The sequence below is a fragment of the Rhodococcus sp. NPDC059969 genome (assembly GCF_042738325.1).
In the GTDB taxonomy this organism is placed as follows: domain Bacteria; phylum Actinomycetota; class Actinomycetes; order Mycobacteriales; family Mycobacteriaceae; genus Rhodococcus_F.
On record NZ_JBHWUF010000001.1, the window covers coordinates 1467459 to 1484620 of the forward strand.

The window sequence follows — 17162 nt, forward strand, 5'->3', positions numbered from 1 at the left end:
TCAGACCTCCAGTTTCGGGATGATCGTGTCCATGAGGGCGTTGACGACGGGTGCGGGTATCCGCTCGTAACCCAGTAACACCGCGCCGGACGCCGCGGTCCGGGCGGCGAGCTCGCGCTGATAGACCAGCTCGATCGCTACCAGCAGCGCTGCAGCGCCGGTGGGAATGGCTGCCGCGAGTTCGGTGATGTCCTCGTGCCCGAGCAGACCGGACGCGCCGAGCATCTCGACGTTGATCTCGAAGCCGTTCGGCAACTCCTCGACCTCGATGAGGGTGAGTTCACCGTCCTCGGACTTGGAGATGACGATCAGATCGAGCAGCCGCACCAGGCCCGTATCCGTGAGGTCGGTGAGCGCGGAGAGCGCGGCCGGGTCGAGGTCCTGCCCAGGCAGACGGAGAAGATAGAAATCGACAGGGCCGAAACGCGCGGCACTCACGAGAGGACCTTCAGCTTCAGTGCGGCGAACTCGTCCTCGCTGATCGCTCCGGCTTCGAGCAGTGCTGCGGCTGCGGCGATCTCCTCGCTGGGGCTCTTCCCCGCGACCTCGCGGATGTACGATTCGGCGGCCTTCTCGGCGTCGCGTGCGGCCTTGTTGCTGCGTTCCGTCATCCCTTCGCCGCGGGCGACGAGATAGACGAGCGCGGTGAGGATGGGCAGGAAGAGTAGGAAGAACACCCAGACGGCCTTCAACCAACCGCTGAGCTTGTGGTCGCGGAACAGGTCGGCGATGATCGCGAACAGCGCGAAGAGATATCCGATGAAGACGGTTGCCCACAGCATCCAGCCGAGGCTTTCCCAGAAGCTCATGTGTCTTATCCGTTTCGTGTCAGGCCTGCGCACCGGGATTCCGCCGACTAGCGCATTTCGGTTGATTCCGGCAATTCTCACTGGTTTCCGCAGGCTTCGATCGCGGTCTCATCCGAAGCGGATGAGACCGGATCTCCACGGACATCGAACGTCTCGAGTATCTTCGACACATGATCGAAGCCGTGCGTGACGCACTCGCCTCTGGTGAGGCGGAGCAGGCTCGACGCGTCCTGCGGAAAAACTGGCTTCGTTTGATACTCGAATCTCACACCAGGGAACTCGAGCAACTCTGCCTTGCGCATCCCGATCCGCACGATCCGCACATCCTGCTGATACGGGCGTGCTGCCGCGATCTCAGCGGCGATCAGTACGGCGCTGAGTTTCTCCGCGGGCAGGGTCTGCGGGTCGCGTCCGACGATTTTGTCGTCTGCTTCACCGACCTGCTGCTCGCTCCGGACACCTCGACCAAGGCCGTCATCGCCGATCGCGCTCGCCACGCGCTCGCCCAGTGTGAGCCCGAGGACGATTACCCGTCCGCGCTTTTCCTCCTCGGGTGGACCGAGATCAGGCTTCGTCGTGACCTTCCTCGTGCAATCGCGCTACTTCGCTCCGCCAGCGACGAGGCGCAGTTGCAGTCGCGCACGGAGACGTTGCGTCTCGCGCAATCCAATTTGGCTTTTGCGCTCACCCACGCAGGAGTATTCACCGAAGCCGAACGGATCCTCGACGGCCTTCCTGCGCGAGAGGTGGCGTCCGATTGGGAACGCTTCGAAGGCGGTCTCCCACAGTCGAATCGAGGGTGCATCGCTTACTGGCGTGGCGACTTCGAGGAGGCGATCGCTCAGTTCGACTCGATCATCGTGGAGGGCAGTCCCGGAACCAATTTCGAGGCGCTCGCCCGTCTGTACTTGGTGATGAGCCTGATCGCTCTGAACCGGGAAGACCGGTACCACAACGCCGCTCGTCTGCTGCGCGGCGTGAGCACTGCGGACAAGCATGGCATTCCTTGGGATACGCTGCGGCGCGTCACCACGGCCTGGCTCGCCCACGCTCAAGGACAGGACGAGCAAGCTCGCCGCATCGCAATGCCCACGCTGACCAGAACAGGAGCTGCGGTCGCTCACGCGCTTCTCGCGGAGCTCTACCGAGTCATGGGGGATCCGGAACCGTCGGCTCAAGCGCTTCGCTTGGCAACCTCGGCCGCGCTGCCGCGATATGCGCTGGTGAGCACCCTTGTCACGTCTGCCGCCCTGAGCTCCGTCGCCGGGCGTGGACCGCAGGCGCACGAGCAGTTGGATCGTGCGCTGGCGGAGGCAATCCCCGAGCGGATTCTCGCCCCATTTCTCAGCGGCGATCCGGTAATCGTCGATCTGTTGAACGCGCACGCAACACAGGGGTCGAGACACCAGGAGCTCCTGCGCACGATTCTGGAAAAACGGGGCCGGCTCTCTGCCCAACTCGCCGGAGTCCTGACGGAACGTGAGAAAGAGATCCTCACTTTTCTGCGCACCACGATGACTGCAGACGAGATCGCTGCGCACCTCGGCATCGCCTATCCCACTGTGAAGACTCACATTCGCTCGATCTACCGCAAACTAGGCGTGACCAAACGGCGTGCCGCTGTTCAAGCAGCCGACAACCTAGACCGCGGGATCGGGCGCGATTCCGCGGCGGAGGCTGCGAACCGTCAGGTCCAAGGCCTGTAGTCGCGTCCCGGAGCCGCAGTTCACGTAGTCCATCGACGTGTAGAGCAGTGACCACAGCAGGTTCTGCACCCAGTCCGAACCCATGTCGGGGTCGATGGAACCGTCGGAGTGTCCGCGCTCGATGGCGTCGCTGACTCCGTCGTCGTTCGACGCGGACTCGGCAAACGAATCTTCTTGATACACGCCGGGAGTGAAGAACAGGACCGTCAAAAGATCGGCCAGTTCGAAGTATTCGTGGCACAGGCGCACCAGTGCCTCTGCTCCGGAGCCCTCACCGAGACGCGCCGCTGCTGCGGCCTCTCCGACGGCGCGGGTGGCCTCGGCCGCGACGGCGTCGACCAGGTCTGACCGTTCGGGAAAGTAACGGTGCAAGGTGGTCCGGCCGACCTTCGCGGCTGCAGCGATCTCGCTGAGCGTCGCGGCAGGCTTGGATGCGAACACCGAAACGGCGGCATCGAGGATGGCCTTTCGTGTGCGCTCGCGGGTCGCGCTTTGTTCTGGTGCGCTGTGGATCGTTGTCACGAATTCGAAGCGTAGCCGTGTCCGGTTTCGGTATCCAGTGTTTCCGTATCGGAATTCCTCTTGCCCTTTATGGAACATTCGTGTTCCATAAATTCATGCTTGAATCCGATGCTCCTCAGCCCGCGCCGAAATGGAGTAATCTCCGCGTCCTCTCGGAGTTCGCTCGCCCGCACCTGCCGTCGCTCCTCCTCGGATTGGTCTTGGCGCTGTGCGGCTCCGCGGCAACGCTGGCAACGCCGATGGTCACCAAGTGGGTTCTCGACACCCTCGATACCGGCGCTTCGCTGCAAGGGCCGATCCTTACTCTGGTCGTCCTTTTGGTCGTCGGTGCGGTGCTCGGCTGCGCTCAGTGGATCGTCCTCGGAACTGCCGCCGAAAAGGTTGTCTTCGACGCCAGGTCTTCGCTGGTGAGACGATTCCTGGCAGCAACAGTGCCCTCGCTGCAATCGCGGTCGGTCGGTGAATTGGTCACCCGGGTCACCTCGGACACCTTGCTGCTGCGGGAAGCGGCGTCGTCGGCTGCGGTGAATATTCTGAACGCAGCCGCGTTGACCATCGGAACGATTGTTCTGATGGGCGTTCTGGATCTGCCGTTGTTAGGCGTGACCATGGTGGCAATCGTGTTCGCCTCCATACTCTTTGCCGTTCTGATGCCTCGGATTTCCGCAGCCGAAGCGCGAACCCAGGAATCACTCGGTCAGCTCGGCGGCGTTCTCGAGGGTGGCTTGCGTGCGATCCGGACGGTCAAGGTTTCCCTCGCCGAGGATCGCGTCGGCGCTCTGGTGACGAACAATGCGTCCGATGCGAAACGGCATGCGATCACGGCGGTTCGAGTGTCGGCAACCGCCTGGACTGTCGCGTGGACTGCCATTCAAGGCTCGATCATTGCGATCTTGGGCTTTGGCGCCTGGCGAGTCGCCGACGGCGAAATGGCCGTCTCGACGCTCATCGCGTTTCTGCTTTACGCCTTCACCCTGATGGGGCCGGTGTCGGAGCTTGCGCAGAACGTGACCTCCGTTCAGTCGGGAATCGCGGCGGCTATCCGAATCCGCGAGATGCAGTCGTTGCCCACCGAGAAGTACGACGAGGTCGTGAACGTCGTCGAGAACACGAATGCTGCCGCGCCGCTCATCGAGTTGCGCGATGTCACTGTGAGCTACCACGGCTCGAACCATCCGGCGTTGCGTGATGTCTCGCTCGTCATCCCGGAGCGCGGGCACATGGCCATCGTCGGTCCGTCGGGTGCGGGTAAGACGACCTTGCTCTCGACGGTGTTGCGATTCGTCGAACCGAGATCGGGTGAGGTTCTCCTGCACGGAGTCGGTTACGACGCGCTAGATCACCGCGCTGTGCGCGAGAGTCTCGCGTACGTGGAGCAGGAGACACCGGTGGTACCCGGAACGATTCGGGAGAACGTCGTCTTCAGTCATCCCGACGCAACAGACGATGAAGTTCAGGCTGTTCTTCGCTTGCTCCGACTCGACGACGCGATCGAGGCCCTGCCCAACGGACTCGACACCGCTCTGACGGCCACCTCGCTGTCCGGTGGCCAACGTCAGCGGATCGCGATGGCGCGCGCAGTTCTGCGGCCGAGTGCCTTGCTTCTGCTCGACGAAGCCACTGCCCAGGTCGACACGCTCACCGAAGCCGCCATAGTCGACGCGATCAACGAACGTGCACGCACCGGGGCCGTGGTGACCATCGCTCACCGGCTCTCGACCGTGCGCGACGCTGACTGGATCGTCGTGATGGAGGACGGTCGGATCCGGAACATCGGCAACCATGACGAGCTCATGGACAAGGACGATCTGTACCGCGACATGGTGGTTGCCGGCCGGCTGGATCAGGGTGAGGCAATGCTCGAAGATTGTTGACCCGACACGTCGGCGTGTGCGAGAGTGCTCGTACCGAGCGATCGCTCGGTCGGGATGTTCTTTCGGAGGTGGCTGGTGGCAATCGATCTGACGTACGCGCCCGAGGTGGTGGCGCTGATCGAGAAGACGCGCGACTTCACTCGCAACGTAGTGCTCCCCATCGAAGACGAACATGCCGGTGACATCGCGGTCGCGGGTGGCGATGCCATTCGCATCGAGATGCAGGCTGCGGCAAAAGAAGCCGGTGTCTTCGCTCCCCATGCGCCGATCGAGTACGGCGGTCACGGGCTCAACATGAGTGATCGCGCGCCGGTCTTCGAAGAAGCCGGCTACTCGCTCTTCGGGCCGACAGCGCTCAACATCGCTGCGCCGGACGAGGGCAATGTTCACATGCTTGCCCACGTCGCGAACGAAGCGCAAAAGCAGCAGTTCCTCGCGCCGCTCGCAAGCGGGGACATGCGGTCGGCATTCGCCATGACCGAACCCGCGCCCGGAGCCGGATCCGATCCCTCAGCCTTGAACACCCGCGCGGAGAAGGTTCCCGGCGGCTGGAAGATCAACGGTAAGAAGTGGTTCATCACCGGCGCCGACGGTGCCGGATTCTTCATCATCATGGCGCGCACCTCCGGCGAGCCGGGGCAACGCGGCGGAGCGACAATGTTCCTGGCGCCGACGGACACTGCAGGCCTTCACGTGGGTCGACACATCGACACCCTCGACAAGGCCATGATCGGCGGGCACTGCGAGGTCACGTTCGAGGATCTCTTCGTTCCCGACGAGGCAGTTCTCGGCGAGGTCGATCAGGGTTTCGCCTACGCGCAGGTTCGCCTAGGCCCCGCCCGGATGACGCACGTGATGCGCTGGCTCGGTGCGGCGCGCCGCGGCCACGACGTTGCCGTGGCCAGGGTTGCCGAACGCGAAGGCTTCGGCTCGAAACTCGGTGATCTCGGCATGATCCAGAAGATGGTCGCCGACAACGAGATCGACATCGCAGCCAGCCGCGCACTTCTTGTGCAGGCCTGCTTCGAACTCGATCAGGGCGGGCATGCAAGCAACGCGACGTCCATCGCCAAGACCTATGCGGCCGAGGCGATCTTCCGGATCGTCGACCGCTCCATTCAGATGTGTGGCGGGATGGGCGTGTCCGGCGATCTGCCGCTGGCGCGGTTGTCCCGCGAAGTGCGTCCCTTCCGCGTCTACGACGGCCCGTCCGAGGTTCATCGCTGGGCCATTGCGAAACGTGTTGTCGGAGCTGCGAAGCGGGCTGCGCGGGAGGAGACGAAGTGACGGACTTTCCAGGACTCGATCTGGCGGCGCTGCACAAATACCTGCAAGCCTCCGGCGTCGCTGTCAGCGGGGAGTTGCGAGCCGAACTGATCTCGGGCGGCAAATCCAACCTCACGTACGGAATCTTCGACGACAACTCGAAGTGGATTCTGCGTCGTCCACCCACTGCCGGTCTCACTCCGTCGGCGCATGACGTCGCGCGCGAGTTCCGAATCACCTCGGCGTTGCAGAACACTGCCGTACCGGTCGCTCCGACCGTCGCGCTGTGCGAGGACGCCTCGGTGATGGGTGCGTCGTTCACGGTGGTCGAATTCGTCACCGGCCAAGTGATCCGGACCAAAATCGAACTGGAAGCGGTTCCGGCAGAACAGGTCACGCAGTGCACTGACGAGTTGGTGCGCGTTCTGGCCGCCCTGCACGAGGTCGACTACAACGCAGTGGGTCTCGGCGAACTCGGCCGACCCGAGGGCTACGTGGCCCGTCAGGTGAAGCTGTGGGCCGGTCAATGGTCACGCGTCAAGACCGAGGACTCGGCAGACGTGGACAGATTGGCGTCGAGCCTCGCGGACATGATTCCGGCAGAATCCGCTTCGTCCATCGTGCACGGTGACTACCGAATCGACAACACGATTCTCGAAGCGAACGACGTCACCAAGGTTGCCGCAGTGGTGGACTGGGAACTGTCGACGCTGGGAGACCCGCTGGCCGACATCGCGATGATGTGCGTCTACCGGCACCCCGCGCTGGATCTGGTTCTGGGTGAGCCTGCTGCATGGACCAGTCCGTCGCTACCCTCCGTTGTCGATCTGGCGCAACGGTATTCGACCGTGTCAGGTCGAGAACTGGCGCACTGGAACTTCTACATGGCGCTCGGATTCTTCAAACTCGCCGTCGTGGCGCAAGGTATCGATCACCGATTCCGGGCAGGCGCCACCGTCGGCGGGGGTTTCGACAAGGCTGGATCTTCTGTGCCGGAACTGATCTCGGCCGGCCTCAACGCACTCCAAGGGAAATTCGAATGAGTCGATCAGCACTGCTCACCGGTGCCTCCAAGGGAATCGGGCTCGGCATCGCAACCCGACTGGCCTCGCAAGGGTACGGGCTGACCATCACCGCACGCGACGCCGAACGACTCGCCGTGGTCGCCGAAGAACTTACGCGCGCCGGGTCGCCGGACGTCGTAGTCTCGGCCGGCGACATGGCGGACGAGAACTTCGCCGCAGCACTCGTTGCCACACACGGCGAGCGATTCGGCTCCATGCGGGCACTGGTCCTCAACGCCGGAGTGGGAACCAGTGGGCGAGTAGCCGACTACCCCATGGGACGTTTCGACAAGACCGTCGCCGTCAATCTCCGGACGCCGTTCGCGCTCCTGCAAGCATCGCTGCCGCTCCTGCGCAATGCGGCGGACGCGGACCTCGCCGGCGGAGCAAAGGTGATCGCCCTCGCCTCGATGGCCGGCGTGTATGCCGAGAGCGGTCTGGCGGTGTACGGAGCCACCAAAGCTGCACTGATTTCGATGGTGGAGGCTCTCAACGCCGAGGAATCCGGAAACGGCGTCAGTGCGACGGCCATCGCTCCCGGCTACGTCGACACGGACATGTCGGCGTGGACGCACGATCGGATCACACCCGACAAAATGATCAAGGTCGACGACATCGTCGAGTTGGTGGACGGTCTGCTCAAACTCTCGTCTCGAGCAGTAGTTCCGAAGGTCGTCATGACGCGGGCCGGAACCAACGGCTACTCGGCCTGAAAAATCAATCGAGCTTGGCTTCGCCTCGACGGTATCAATCCAGCTTGGCTTCGCCTCGACGGTATCAATCGAGCTTGGCTTCGCCTCGCTTGCGGAAAAAGTGAAAGCCGGGAACTCCGACGATCGCCTGCCGCAGGTCCTTGACCACTCCCAGGAGTTCGTGGATCTCGGGCGAGACGGAGTCCAGGGTTCCGAGGATGGGCAGCACCGCGGCCACCCGGTCGGTGAGCTCCGGCAGTTGGTCGATCAGTTTGATCGCGGCGCTGACCTCCGCCTCGGAAAGGTCGTCGGCGAACCTTGCGGCCAGCGGCGCGAGCTGCAGGGCAATGGGCTCGTAGATCTCGAGGAGCTGTCCCGCGATGTCCGAGGTCTGCTCGACTGCTTCGACCAACGTCTCCGCTCGAACGGTCACGGCGGCGGCCCCGATGACGACGCGGTCGGCGTTGTCGGCGATCTGGTTGATGCGTGCCACCAACCTCTCGACGGAGAAGAGGAGCGCCTCGAGTCGAGTGGGCAGGGTGACCGCAAAAGCGACCGTGGACAGGGACCAGTGCACCACGTCGCCGACGGAGCGGACGACGGTGGAGCTTCCGGGCAAAACTAGAGCCATCCCTCGATACTGCCTGATGTGACGTCAAAGTACAGGTAAATCTCACATTCACGAGGCGCGCGGCGTCTTCGAGGTATCGGTGCCAGCGCGGACAATCAATTCACCCGCTGCCTGCTGCACCGCTCAACCTGGAAGGATCGAGACATGACGGCAATCCGAACGCATACCGTGATCGACTCGCCGATCGGGGCGTTGACGCTGGTAGCGGCAGGTGAGAACCTCTGCGGGCTGTACATGGCGGAGCATCGTCACAAGCCGGACGAGTCCACATTCGGTGATCGTTCCCCGGCGGTCTTCGGTGAAGTCGAATCGCAGCTCACGGAGTACTTCGAGGGTGATCGCACGGAGTTCTCCGTGCCGCTGGCGCCCGTGGGCACAGAGTTCCAGAAGCGAGTGTGGGACGTCTTGCGAACGATCCCGTACGGCGAAACCTGGACCTACATGGAGCTCGCGCAAACTTTGGGTAACCCACTTGCGATCCGCGCGGCCGCTGCGGCAAACGGTAAGAATCCGATCAGCATCATCGTTCCCTGCCATCGCGTGGTCGGAAGCGACGGAAGCCTGACCGGTTTTGCCGGCGGCCTCGAACGCAAGCGCTTCCTCCTCGATCGAGAGCACGGCGGCGAATCGGATGTCCTCTTCTGATGCGCTCGACTCACAATTCGGTGATCGGGAACGTCTACCGATCGTGACACTGAAACCGTTCGAAGACGTCGTGACCGAATACGGTGCTGTGGTCCTTCGGGTCTGCCGTGCGGTGGTCGGTCCCGTCGACGCCGAGGACGCGTGGTCCGAGACGTTCATCGCAGCGATGCGGGCCTATCCGGATCTGAACCCGGACGCGAACATCGAAGCCTGGCTGGTGACCATCGCGCACCGCAAGGCCATCGACATCACCCGAGTGCGTGCCCGCGTGGCCGTTCCGACAGACGACGTTCCGGAATTGCCGACGCGAATCGGCGTACCGGGCACATGGGATCACGAACTGTGGGACGCACTCGAACAACTACCACTCAAACAACGTGCGGCAGTTGCCTATCACTTTCTGGGTGGGCTGCCGTACGCCGAGATCGCGGACATCCTCGGTAATACTCCGGCAGCCGCCAGACGTGCGGGCGCCGACGGTATCGCCACCTTACGAAGAACCTACTTGTCCGCCACCGCTGCGGAAGGGAGTCACTCATGAATACCGACGCCGAAGTGTTCGAGGCACTTCCAGCCGTTGACGCCGACGCTCTGACCCGGCTTCGCGCGCGCCTGGCCACGGAGGCCTCCGAAGCCGAATTGATCGACGTGGCGTACCGAACCGTCGATTCACCTGTTGGAAAGCTACTGCTGGCGGCGACCGACGTGGGTTTGGTGCGGGTTGCTTTTGCCGTCGAAGGGCACGATCGGGTTTTGGAACGATTGTCCGACACTGTCAGTCCCCGAGTGCTTCATTATCCGCGGAGGCTCGACAACGTCGCTCGGGAGCTGGACGAGTACTTTGCCGGTGCGCGTAGGGAATTCGATCTGAACTTGGATTTTCAACTCGCGAAGGGGTTCCGACGCGAAGTGTTGCGCCATCTCCCCGAAATCGAATACGGCCATACCGCAAGCTATTCGGTGGTCGCAGCAGCGTCGGGTAGTCCACGGGCCGTGCGTGCCGTGGGGACCGCATGCGCAAAGAACCCGCTGCCGTTGGTGGTCCCGTGTCACCGGGTGGTGCGCAGCGACGGCAGCCTCGGGCAGTACGCGGGTGGCCCCGAACTGAAAGCGATTCTGCTGAAGCTGGAATCGAACCGGTGAGCGAGGTGAAGTTGCACTTTCAGAAACCGTATGCGGTCGAACCGCTCACTGGCGCATTGCGGGCTCACTGTATCGCCGGCCTCGAGCATCACGACGACGGTGTTCACACCAGGGTCATACCGTTGCCTTCCGGCCCGGCAATCGTGTCGGTGTCGTGGAGTGATGACTGCGTGGTGGTGGATGCTGATGCACCGGAATCGGATTCCGAGGTGCTCGAGGCGACCGTGCGTCGTTGGCTCGACCTCGACGCCGATCACACCGCTGTCGAGGCAGCGTTCGGCAGCGACGAGTTGTTGGCCCCACTCGTGGCGGCCCGTCCGGGATTGCGGGTACTCGGCTCGGTGGACGGGTTCGAGACCGCGGTGCTCACTGTTCTGGGACAACAAGTTTCGCTCGGCGCGGCGAGGACGTTCGGTGGACGCTTTGTCGGCGCATTCGGGGAGTCGGTGGGAGGTGAGTTTCTTGCCTTCCCTGATCCGGGCGCGGTTGCAGCGCAATCGCCGGAGAACATTCAGAAAGCCGTCGGATTGACCACGGCGCGCGCAAAAACGGTGCACACGTTGGCAACTGCCGCAGCGGACGGCCTCGAACTCACCTGGGATGCGGATCCCGTCCAATTTCGACAAGAGTTGTTGGCGCTACCGGGAATCGGACCGTGGACCGCCGACTATCTCACCGTTCGAATTCTTGGTGATCGCGACGCATTTGTACCCGACGATCTGGTATTGAAACGTGCGCTGGGGGTTTCGTCAGGCAAAGAGGCCGCAGCGTTGTCGGAGCGCTGGCGGCCCTGGCGTGCCTACGCACTCTTTCACCTGTGGACAAAAGAAGCGTTTCTGTAGTCGATCAGTCTTTTGCGCGGGCCAGTTCGGACGGCCACCAGATGCGTTTCCCGATGTCGTGCGAGAGCGCCGGAACCAGGACGCTGCGCACGATGATCGTATCGAGCAGCACGCCGAAGGCCACGGCAAATCCGATCTCGGCGAGGAAGACCAGTGGCAGGATGCCCAGTACGGCAAATGTTGCGGCCAAGACGATTCCGGCTGAGGTGATCACACCGCCCGTCACGGCAAGGCCGCGCAGAACACCTGAGCGGGTGCCGAATTCTCCCGTCTCCTCCCGCACTCGGGTCATCAGGAAGATGTTGTAGTCGATACCCAAAGCGACCAGGAACACGAAGGCGAACAGCGGGAACGATTGATCCGCCCCGGCGAACCCGAATACGTGGGTGAAGAAGAATCCGCTCACGCCGAGTGTCGCCGCGAAGGAAAGCACCACGGTGACAATGAGAATCACCGGGATCAGCAGAGCGCGAAGCAAAGCGGCCAGGACCAGGAAGATCACCACCAGCACGATCGGGATGATCAGGTTTCTGTCGCGGACCGAGGCGGCCTGGACGTCGAGGGTGGTGGCCGTGCTGCCGCCGACAATTGCGTCGGCGCCGGGCACGTCGTGCACCGCCGTCCGCAGTCGCTTGACGGTGTCGAGTGCCTGCGGTGAATCGTAGGAGTCGGCGAGGGTTGCGTTGATCATGGTTCGGCCGTCGATCGGTGCAACGGTGAAAGCTGCAGGGGCGCAACCCGCAGCAGCGGCTTGTGCGACGGCAGCGGGGTTGGTCTTGATCAGCTCGCTGACCTTCGCGACGTCCACCTGCGTGCAGACGGCGCCCGGATCCTTCGAGATACCTTCGACTCCGCTGGCTGCCTTGATGACGGCGTCGGCCTGGTCGGCGTTTGTGGTGATCACAGCCGGTGCGCCGGCTCCGGGATCGAACTTCGAGTCGTAGAGTTCTTGTCCGACAACGGCGTCGGGGCGGTTGGTGAAGCTTTCGGTGGATGTCAGGCCGTCGGTTTTGAGACTGCCGATCCCGGCTGCGAACAGGATGATCAACAAGACAGTGGCGCCGATCCACAGTGGACGGTCCTTGCTGCCGACGGCCTCGGCGATCTTGCCCCACATCCCGTGCGTCGTAAGGTCTGCGGCGTGATCGACCTTGGGCTTGCGCGGCCAGAAGACCCACCGTCCGGTGGCGGCCAGAGCGACAGGCATGAACGTCATCATCACCAGGTAGGTGCAGGCGATGCCGATGGCGGCGACGGGTCCGAGGCTCTTGTTGGAGTTGAGTTGAGAGAACGTCAGACACAGCAGACCGAGAATTACGGTGACAGCCGAAGCCGTGATGGCCGGCGCAGACTCGCGCCAGGCCTTGATCATCGCGTCGAAGCGGTTGGGATACGTGTGCAGTTCTTCGCGATAGCGAGAAATCAAGAGTAGGGCGTAGTCGGTACCGGCACCGATCACCAGGACAAAGAGGATGCCTTGGGATTGGCCGGTCAACGTGAGTACTTCGGCCTTCGCGAGGAAGTAGATCACCATCGAGGACAAGCCGATTGCGAGAAGTGCGGAGAACAGCGGAAAGAACCACAGGACAGGCGACCGGTACACGACAAGCAGGATGAGAATCACGACCAGAAGTGCCGCACCCAGCAGTGCTCCGTCCAGACCGGCGAAGGCGTCGATGAAGGCAACGAGTAGCCCACCTGGCCCGGCTGGGAGTACCTCGACATCCCCGGCAGCCTGCTTCGCGGCGTCGATGACGTTCTGTTCGGTGGTCGCCAGAACATCGCCTGCCACGGCGGTGTCGCCGTCTTTGGCGACGAGTGGCACGAAGATCGACGCAGTTGTGCCGTCGGCGGAGTACTGGGTGGGCTGCATACCGTCGGCATCTACTCCGGAGACGACGGAAATGGCGTCGTACGCCGAGTTGATTGCAGACTTGTCTGCCTCGGTGAGGGCCGAATCTCGATGGAACAGAACAAAACCAGGGATGGTCTCGACTGCCAGGAAGTTCGCGGATTGGTTGCTGACGATCGTCGATTCGGCGGAACTCGGGAGGTAGGAGGCGTTGTCGTTCTTTTGTACCTCGGCGAGTTTGCCTTGGAACGAACCACCGAAACCGCCTGCGACGAAGGCGAAGATCGCAAGGGCGATCACGGTGAAGATCGGCAGGCGACGGCGTTTTACCGCTCCGTGCTCGTTCCGTTCTGCGTCAGTTGTATCCAGCTTGGTCATGGTTCTCCTCGAACGCAGTCGACCAGCACCAACAAAGCAACGTTTTCCAGTAGAACACGCAATACGGGCGCGGTGGAACCACTTGGAGTGGAATTGACGACGCTACGAAGTGCCTTTGCCGTATGTCTCGCGGGCTGCGACGTCCATGGGGAAACGGACCACTGTGTCGCCGAACAGCAATCGAGTTGCCGAAGCAGCTGCGGCCAGCACGTGCGCGGTACCGGTTTCGGGGTTGCGGGTATGCACGACCACTTCGTCGTGCTGGAAGAAGACCAATTCGCCGTCCGGATCTTCGGCGAGGCGTCGCCTGAGGTCGGCCAGGAGGCACAGCGCCCACTCGGACGCGGTGGCCTGCACGACGAAGTTCCGCGTGAAACGACCGCGGGCATGAGCGTCGCCGTGGGAGTAGAAGTCGGGAGACGGTGGGGGACAAGCCCGGCCGAGCAGTGACCGAACCACCTCGCCGCGCTCGCCTGCCTTCGCAGCTTGCTCGACGTACTCGACCGCGACCGGGAATCGCTTCCGCAACAAGATGAGTAGTGCTTTGGCTTCACCCGCCGTCGCCCCGTACAGGACTCCGAGGATTGCGACCTTGGCTTTTGCGCGATCACCGCCGAAGGCTTCAGCACCGACAAGTGCGTACAGGTCGTCGTCCCCGGCGGCGGCCATCATGCGGCGGTCGCCGGACATGGCAGCCAGAATTCGGGGCTCGAGCTGACCGGCGTCGGCGACGACGAACACGTGACCGGGATCGGCGACGACGCTCGAGCGCATGGTCTTCGGAATCTGGAGGGCCCCGCCGCCTCGGCTCGCCCACCTGCCGGACACGACACCACCGGGAACGTAGATCGGACGGAATCGATCTCCCCGCACCCAACTGTCCATCCACTGCCAACCGTTGGTGCTGTACAGCTTGGCGAGTTCGCGGTGACGAAGGAGTAGCGGCACAGCCGGATGATCGATTTCCTGCAGAAACCACTTGCGCGTCGACGGCAGTTCGATGCCCTGACGCCCGAACGCCTCGGTGATCTCCACCGACGACGAAGGATTGACGGTGCGCCCGAATACCTCACTGATCTGTGCGGCAAGTTCCTGCATACGAGCGGGGAGGTCGTATCCCGTCGGGCGCGGCCCCAGCCGTTCTTCGAGGAGTTCGCGATGCTTCTGCGTCGAAAACGGAAGGCCCGTGTGCGTCATTTCGGCGGCGCTGAGAGCGCCGGCCGATTCTGCTGCGATCAACAAGTCCAGTCGAGCGTCCGCGCCGACGGTTGCGCGCTGCTCGGCGAATTCGGTGGCGACGGCGAGGGGATCGAGAACGGGGGCGGTGTCGAAGAGACCGAGGCGATCGTCGTCGAACTCGTCGGCAGGTGGTGACGGTTTGCCGACGCGCATTCCGAGGATCGCGCGGGTCAGGGAGATGTCGTGGCACCGCTGAACCCGTACGCCTGCCCGCAGTAGCGGTGGGTACACGGTCGCCGTACTCGGCCACACCCACCGCGGGTGCTCGGCTTCCTCGATGGTGCGCACCGCTGCGATCAGGTCGGGGTATTCGACGGGATCGGCGAGCGGCGTTCCACCGGGATCGGTCCGGAGGACAGTCGCCGTCACAGCTCCCGTGGACGTCGTACTACCGGGAACCAGGACAACTCGCACACCATCAGTGTGACGGCAAGGTCCGACACGAGAACGCTCGGCGCTGCTCAGGCGCCGACGAACCGGATGTGCTGACCCGGGCGGGCTTGGCCGAGCCGGTCGATATCTGCGTCCGCGACCACTCCGACCACCGGATAACCGCCGGTGATGGGGTGGTCGGCGAGGAACACGACAGGTTGGCCGCTGGGTGGGACCTGGATCGATCCGAGTGCCACGCCTTCGGTGGGCAGTTCGGTGTCATCGGTGCGTCGAAGCAGTTCGTCGGCGCCGACGCGATCGAGGCGTGCCCCGATTCGGTCAGAGTCGGTCGAAACCGCCCATCGGCCCTGGACGAGTGTTTCGGGGTTGGTGAATCGATCTGCACGCGGACCGAATAGGACTCGAATGTCGAGAGTCTCGTTTGTCATCGGCGGCACCGGTGCGAGGTCGACGAGTGAGAACGCGGTCGGCGAAGGCCCGATCGGGAGAACAACGCCGGGCTCGAGAGGAGCCGGACCGATCCCGGACATCGTGTCGGTGCTGCGCGATCCCAGGATCTCGGGAACCACAATGCCGCCTCGGACGGTCAGATACGTCCGCAGTCCACTCGGTGCGTAGTCCAGGCGGACGGTCTGACCAGCTCGCACAGAGATCACGCTCGAATGCCCGACCGGAATGCCGTCGCGGTAGGCCTGTGCCGGCGCTCCGGTGAACGCGATCGTTGTCGGTTGCTGCGCTCGAAGACTCAGCCCACCCAGGAGAATTTCGACGCCGGCTGCGCCCTCGTCGTTGCCGACGAGCCGATTGCCAAGCCTGAGAGATCGCCTGTCTGCCGCACCGGAAACCCCGACACCCGAGCGAAGATGACCTATCCGTCCGAGGTCCTGGATCAGGCTCAGCGGCCCGGTGTCGAGTATCTCCAGACTGTTCATCGTTGATTCTCGTTCACGAAGCGCACGCGTCTGCCGGGCTGAACGGTGGCCGGTGGTGTGGCGTTCAGGTCCCACATCACGGCGTCGGTGCTTCCGATGATCTGCCAGCCACCCGGTGATGCCCGCGGGTAGACCGCGCTGTATCCAGCGGCCAGGGCGACGGAACCGGCAGGCACAGCGGTTCGTGATTGAGTTCGACGCGGTACGTCGAGCCGAGTGTCGCCTGAAGTCAGGTAGGCGAAGCCGGGTGCGAATCCGATGAAGGCGCAACGCCACATCGCCCCGGTATGAGCCGCAACCACCTCGGATCGGGTCATTCCGAGTGACTGTGCGACGTCGTCGAGGTCGGGCCCGTCGTACCTGACGGAGATGGTGAGCAGGTCGGTCTCGGAATGCGCGTCCGCGATCGCAGCGGACTTCGACTGCTCCAGATCGTTCAAGCACTGCCGGACGTATGTGAGATCTGCCGTCGGGCTACAGGTGACCAGAACGGTGCGCGCTGCGGGGAGGAAGTCTTCGACCCCGACCGGGGTGCTTCGCGTCAGAGCTTCGGTGAACGTGAGCACGTCGGCTTCGGAATCGAGGTCGACGAGAAACGCACGTTCTCCGGCGGGGAGTATGCAAGTCACCGGGAGGGCTCCCTATCGATGCGAGCCCGCTCCACATCCGCTCGCATCGCCACGATGAAACTCGCGATGGTGGCTCGCTCGGTGGCCGTGTAATTGCCGATGGTGCTCACTGCCCGTGAAATGAGTGGGCCGAAGAAGCTCTCGCCGAGTGTGACCGCCGCTGGTGTGACCTGCAAGATCACTCGCCGTCGGTCCGCCGAATCGCGTTCCCGAGCTACGTGGCCCGCTTTGACCATCCGGTCGACGAGCGCGGTCACCGACGCCGAGTTGATGCCCAGTTGCGCGCCGAGCCAACCTGGCGTCGCCGGTGTGTTCGAGCGCTCGGCGTCGAGAAGGCAGATCAGCGCGCGCACGTCGGTGGAGTGCATCGTTTTTTTGGACGCAAATCCGGAAACCGCCACGTTCAAGTCGACGGTCAGCGCGCGAAGCGAGTGCACGATCGCCATCGCTTCGTCTTCTGTGTCGCCGACGCTCATGGATATCTCCCAGCCCTGGTGTGTCGTCTCTCGATTGTCTACTATCTCGATAATCGAGAGAAATGGGGG

The 17162-nt window shown here is 63.2% G+C and carries 18 protein-coding genes; 9 read left to right on the plus strand and 9 right to left on the minus strand.

All coding sequences use genetic code 11. From position 1 onward, the window contains the following. The gene (locus tag ACFWAD_RS06860; RefSeq protein ID WP_378542361.1) at positions 1 to 438 is read right to left on the minus strand and encodes a DUF6325 family protein; all 438 of its coding nucleotides are present in this window, start codon (positions 436 to 438) and stop codon (positions 1 to 3) included. Beyond that, positions 435 to 809 (minus strand): PLDc N-terminal domain-containing protein, encoded by a 375-nt coding sequence (locus ACFWAD_RS06865; RefSeq protein WP_030537228.1) that lies wholly within the window; start codon positions 807 to 809, stop codon positions 435 to 437. Before ACFWAD_RS06865 ends, ACFWAD_RS06860 begins: the two co-directional genes overlap by 4 nt. Before the next feature lie 170 nt (positions 810 to 979). Here ACFWAD_RS06865 and ACFWAD_RS06870 point away from each other — a divergent pair, with 170 nt between their 5' ends. Continuing rightward, on the plus strand, positions 980 to 2515 hold the full coding sequence (locus tag ACFWAD_RS06870; protein WP_378542363.1) for a LuxR C-terminal-related transcriptional regulator: 1536 nt from the start codon (positions 980 to 982) through the stop codon (positions 2513 to 2515). Here ACFWAD_RS06870 and ACFWAD_RS06875 read toward each other — a convergent pair. Further along, positions 2450 to 3037: a TetR/AcrR family transcriptional regulator gene (locus tag ACFWAD_RS06875; protein WP_378542365.1), complete on the minus strand. Its 588-nt coding sequence runs from the start codon at positions 3035 to 3037 to the stop codon at positions 2450 to 2452. The two genes, ACFWAD_RS06870 and ACFWAD_RS06875, sit on opposite strands and share 66 nt — an antisense overlap. Before the next feature lie 95 nt (positions 3038 to 3132). Between ACFWAD_RS06875 and ACFWAD_RS06880 the strand changes: the two genes are divergently transcribed. From ACFWAD_RS06880 to ACFWAD_RS06895, 4 genes are all read left to right on the plus strand, one after another. After that, entirely contained in the window at positions 3133 to 4911 is a 1779-nt protein-coding gene (locus tag ACFWAD_RS06880; protein ID WP_378542367.1) for an ABC transporter ATP-binding protein, read from the plus strand. A 75-nt stretch (positions 4912 to 4986) separates the two neighbouring features. Further along, entirely contained in the window at positions 4987 to 6198 is a 1212-nt protein-coding gene (locus ACFWAD_RS06885) for an acyl-CoA dehydrogenase family protein (protein WP_378542369.1), read from the plus strand. Continuing rightward, complete coding sequence (locus tag ACFWAD_RS06890; RefSeq protein ID WP_378542371.1) at positions 6195 to 7220, plus strand: phosphotransferase family protein; 1026 nt, start codon at positions 6195 to 6197, stop codon at positions 7218 to 7220. The genes ACFWAD_RS06885 and ACFWAD_RS06890 overlap by 4 nt, the downstream gene beginning before the upstream one ends. After that, complete coding sequence (locus tag ACFWAD_RS06895; RefSeq protein ID WP_378542373.1) at positions 7217 to 7954, plus strand: SDR family NAD(P)-dependent oxidoreductase; 738 nt, start codon at positions 7217 to 7219, stop codon at positions 7952 to 7954. Before ACFWAD_RS06890 ends, ACFWAD_RS06895 begins: the two co-directional genes overlap by 4 nt. A gap of 64 nt (positions 7955 to 8018) precedes the next feature. Here ACFWAD_RS06895 and ACFWAD_RS06900 read toward each other — a convergent pair whose 3' ends face one another. Further along, positions 8019 to 8564 (minus strand): hypothetical protein, encoded by a 546-nt coding sequence (locus ACFWAD_RS06900; protein WP_007729604.1) that lies wholly within the window; start codon positions 8562 to 8564, stop codon positions 8019 to 8021. 144 nt (positions 8565 to 8708) lie between these two features. Between ACFWAD_RS06900 and ACFWAD_RS06905 the strand changes: the two genes are divergently transcribed. Genes ACFWAD_RS06905 through ACFWAD_RS06920 form a run of 4 tightly spaced genes read left to right on the plus strand, consistent with a single transcriptional unit; the run spans position 8709 to position 11194 of the window. Then, positions 8709 to 9209, plus strand: a complete 501-nt coding sequence (locus ACFWAD_RS06905; protein WP_378446906.1) for a methylated-DNA--[protein]-cysteine S-methyltransferase — start codon at positions 8709 to 8711, stop codon at positions 9207 to 9209. After that, positions 9196 to 9750: an RNA polymerase sigma factor gene (locus tag ACFWAD_RS06910; protein WP_378542375.1), complete on the plus strand. Its 555-nt coding sequence runs from the start codon at positions 9196 to 9198 to the stop codon at positions 9748 to 9750. Before ACFWAD_RS06905 ends, ACFWAD_RS06910 begins: the two co-directional genes overlap by 14 nt. Continuing rightward, positions 9747 to 10352: a methylated-DNA--[protein]-cysteine S-methyltransferase gene (locus ACFWAD_RS06915; RefSeq protein WP_378542377.1), complete on the plus strand. Its 606-nt coding sequence runs from the start codon at positions 9747 to 9749 to the stop codon at positions 10350 to 10352. The genes ACFWAD_RS06910 and ACFWAD_RS06915 overlap by 4 nt, the downstream gene beginning before the upstream one ends. Continuing rightward, positions 10349 to 11194 (plus strand): DNA-3-methyladenine glycosylase family protein, encoded by an 846-nt coding sequence (locus ACFWAD_RS06920; protein WP_378542379.1) that lies wholly within the window; start codon positions 10349 to 10351, stop codon positions 11192 to 11194. Before ACFWAD_RS06915 ends, ACFWAD_RS06920 begins: the two co-directional genes overlap by 4 nt. A 4-nt stretch (positions 11195 to 11198) precedes the next feature. On the opposite strand, the gene ACFWAD_RS06925 is transcribed toward ACFWAD_RS06920, so the two are convergent. The 5 genes from ACFWAD_RS06925 to ACFWAD_RS06945 all read right to left on the minus strand — a co-directional run bounded on the left by ACFWAD_RS06925 (position 11199) and on the right by ACFWAD_RS06945 (position 17093). Next, positions 11199 to 13424 (minus strand): MMPL family transporter, encoded by a 2226-nt coding sequence (locus tag ACFWAD_RS06925; protein ID WP_378542381.1) that lies wholly within the window; start codon positions 13422 to 13424, stop codon positions 11199 to 11201. A 102-nt stretch (positions 13425 to 13526) separates the two neighbouring features. Next, on the minus strand, positions 13527 to 15077 hold the full coding sequence (locus ACFWAD_RS06930; RefSeq protein ID WP_378542383.1) for a bifunctional 3'-5' exonuclease/DNA polymerase: 1551 nt from the start codon (positions 15075 to 15077) through the stop codon (positions 13527 to 13529). A 47-nt stretch (positions 15078 to 15124) separates the two neighbouring features. Continuing rightward, positions 15125 to 15988, minus strand: a complete 864-nt coding sequence (locus ACFWAD_RS06935) for a biotin-dependent carboxyltransferase family protein (protein WP_378542385.1) — start codon at positions 15986 to 15988, stop codon at positions 15125 to 15127. Then, positions 15985 to 16617, minus strand: a complete 633-nt coding sequence (locus tag ACFWAD_RS06940) for an allophanate hydrolase subunit 1 (protein ID WP_378542387.1) — start codon at positions 16615 to 16617, stop codon at positions 15985 to 15987. The genes ACFWAD_RS06935 and ACFWAD_RS06940 overlap by 4 nt, the downstream gene beginning before the upstream one ends. Then, on the minus strand, positions 16614 to 17093 hold the full coding sequence (locus ACFWAD_RS06945; RefSeq protein ID WP_378542389.1) for a MarR family winged helix-turn-helix transcriptional regulator: 480 nt from the start codon (positions 17091 to 17093) through the stop codon (positions 16614 to 16616). The genes ACFWAD_RS06940 and ACFWAD_RS06945 overlap by 4 nt, the downstream gene beginning before the upstream one ends. Between the last annotated feature and the right edge of the window lie 69 nt (positions 17094 to 17162).

Bases quoted from the DNA above. Each gene is read 5' to 3' on its own strand.
- ACFWAD_RS06865 (WP_030537228.1), bottom strand. From the start codon at position 809: ATGAGCTTCTGGGAAAGCCTCGGCTGGATGCTGTGGGCAACCGTCTTC.
- ACFWAD_RS06870 (WP_378542363.1), top strand. From the start codon at position 980: ATGATCGAAGCCGTGCGTGACGCACTCGCCTCTGGTGAGGCGGAGCAG.
- ACFWAD_RS06880 (WP_378542367.1), top strand. From the start codon at position 3,133: ATGCTTGAATCCGATGCTCCTCAGCCCGCGCCGAAATGGAGTAATCTC.
- ACFWAD_RS06895 (WP_378542373.1), top strand. From the start codon at position 7,217: ATGAGTCGATCAGCACTGCTCACCGGTGCCTCCAAGGGAATCGGGCTC.
- ACFWAD_RS06900 (WP_007729604.1), bottom strand. From the start codon at position 8,564: ATGGCTCTAGTTTTGCCCGGAAGCTCCACCGTCGTCCGCTCCGTCGGC.
- ACFWAD_RS06905 (WP_378446906.1), top strand. From the start codon at position 8,709: ATGACGGCAATCCGAACGCATACCGTGATCGACTCGCCGATCGGGGCG.
- ACFWAD_RS06910 (WP_378542375.1), top strand. From the start codon at position 9,196: ATGTCCTCTTCTGATGCGCTCGACTCACAATTCGGTGATCGGGAACGT.
- ACFWAD_RS06915 (WP_378542377.1), top strand. From the start codon at position 9,747: ATGAATACCGACGCCGAAGTGTTCGAGGCACTTCCAGCCGTTGACGCC.
- ACFWAD_RS06925 (WP_378542381.1), bottom strand. From the start codon at position 13,424: ATGACCAAGCTGGATACAACTGACGCAGAACGGAACGAGCACGGAGCG.
- ACFWAD_RS06935 (WP_378542385.1), bottom strand. From the start codon at position 15,988: ATGAACAGTCTGGAGATACTCGACACCGGGCCGCTGAGCCTGATCCAG.
- ACFWAD_RS06945 (WP_378542389.1), bottom strand. From the start codon at position 17,093: ATGAGCGTCGGCGACACAGAAGACGAAGCGATGGCGATCGTGCACTCG.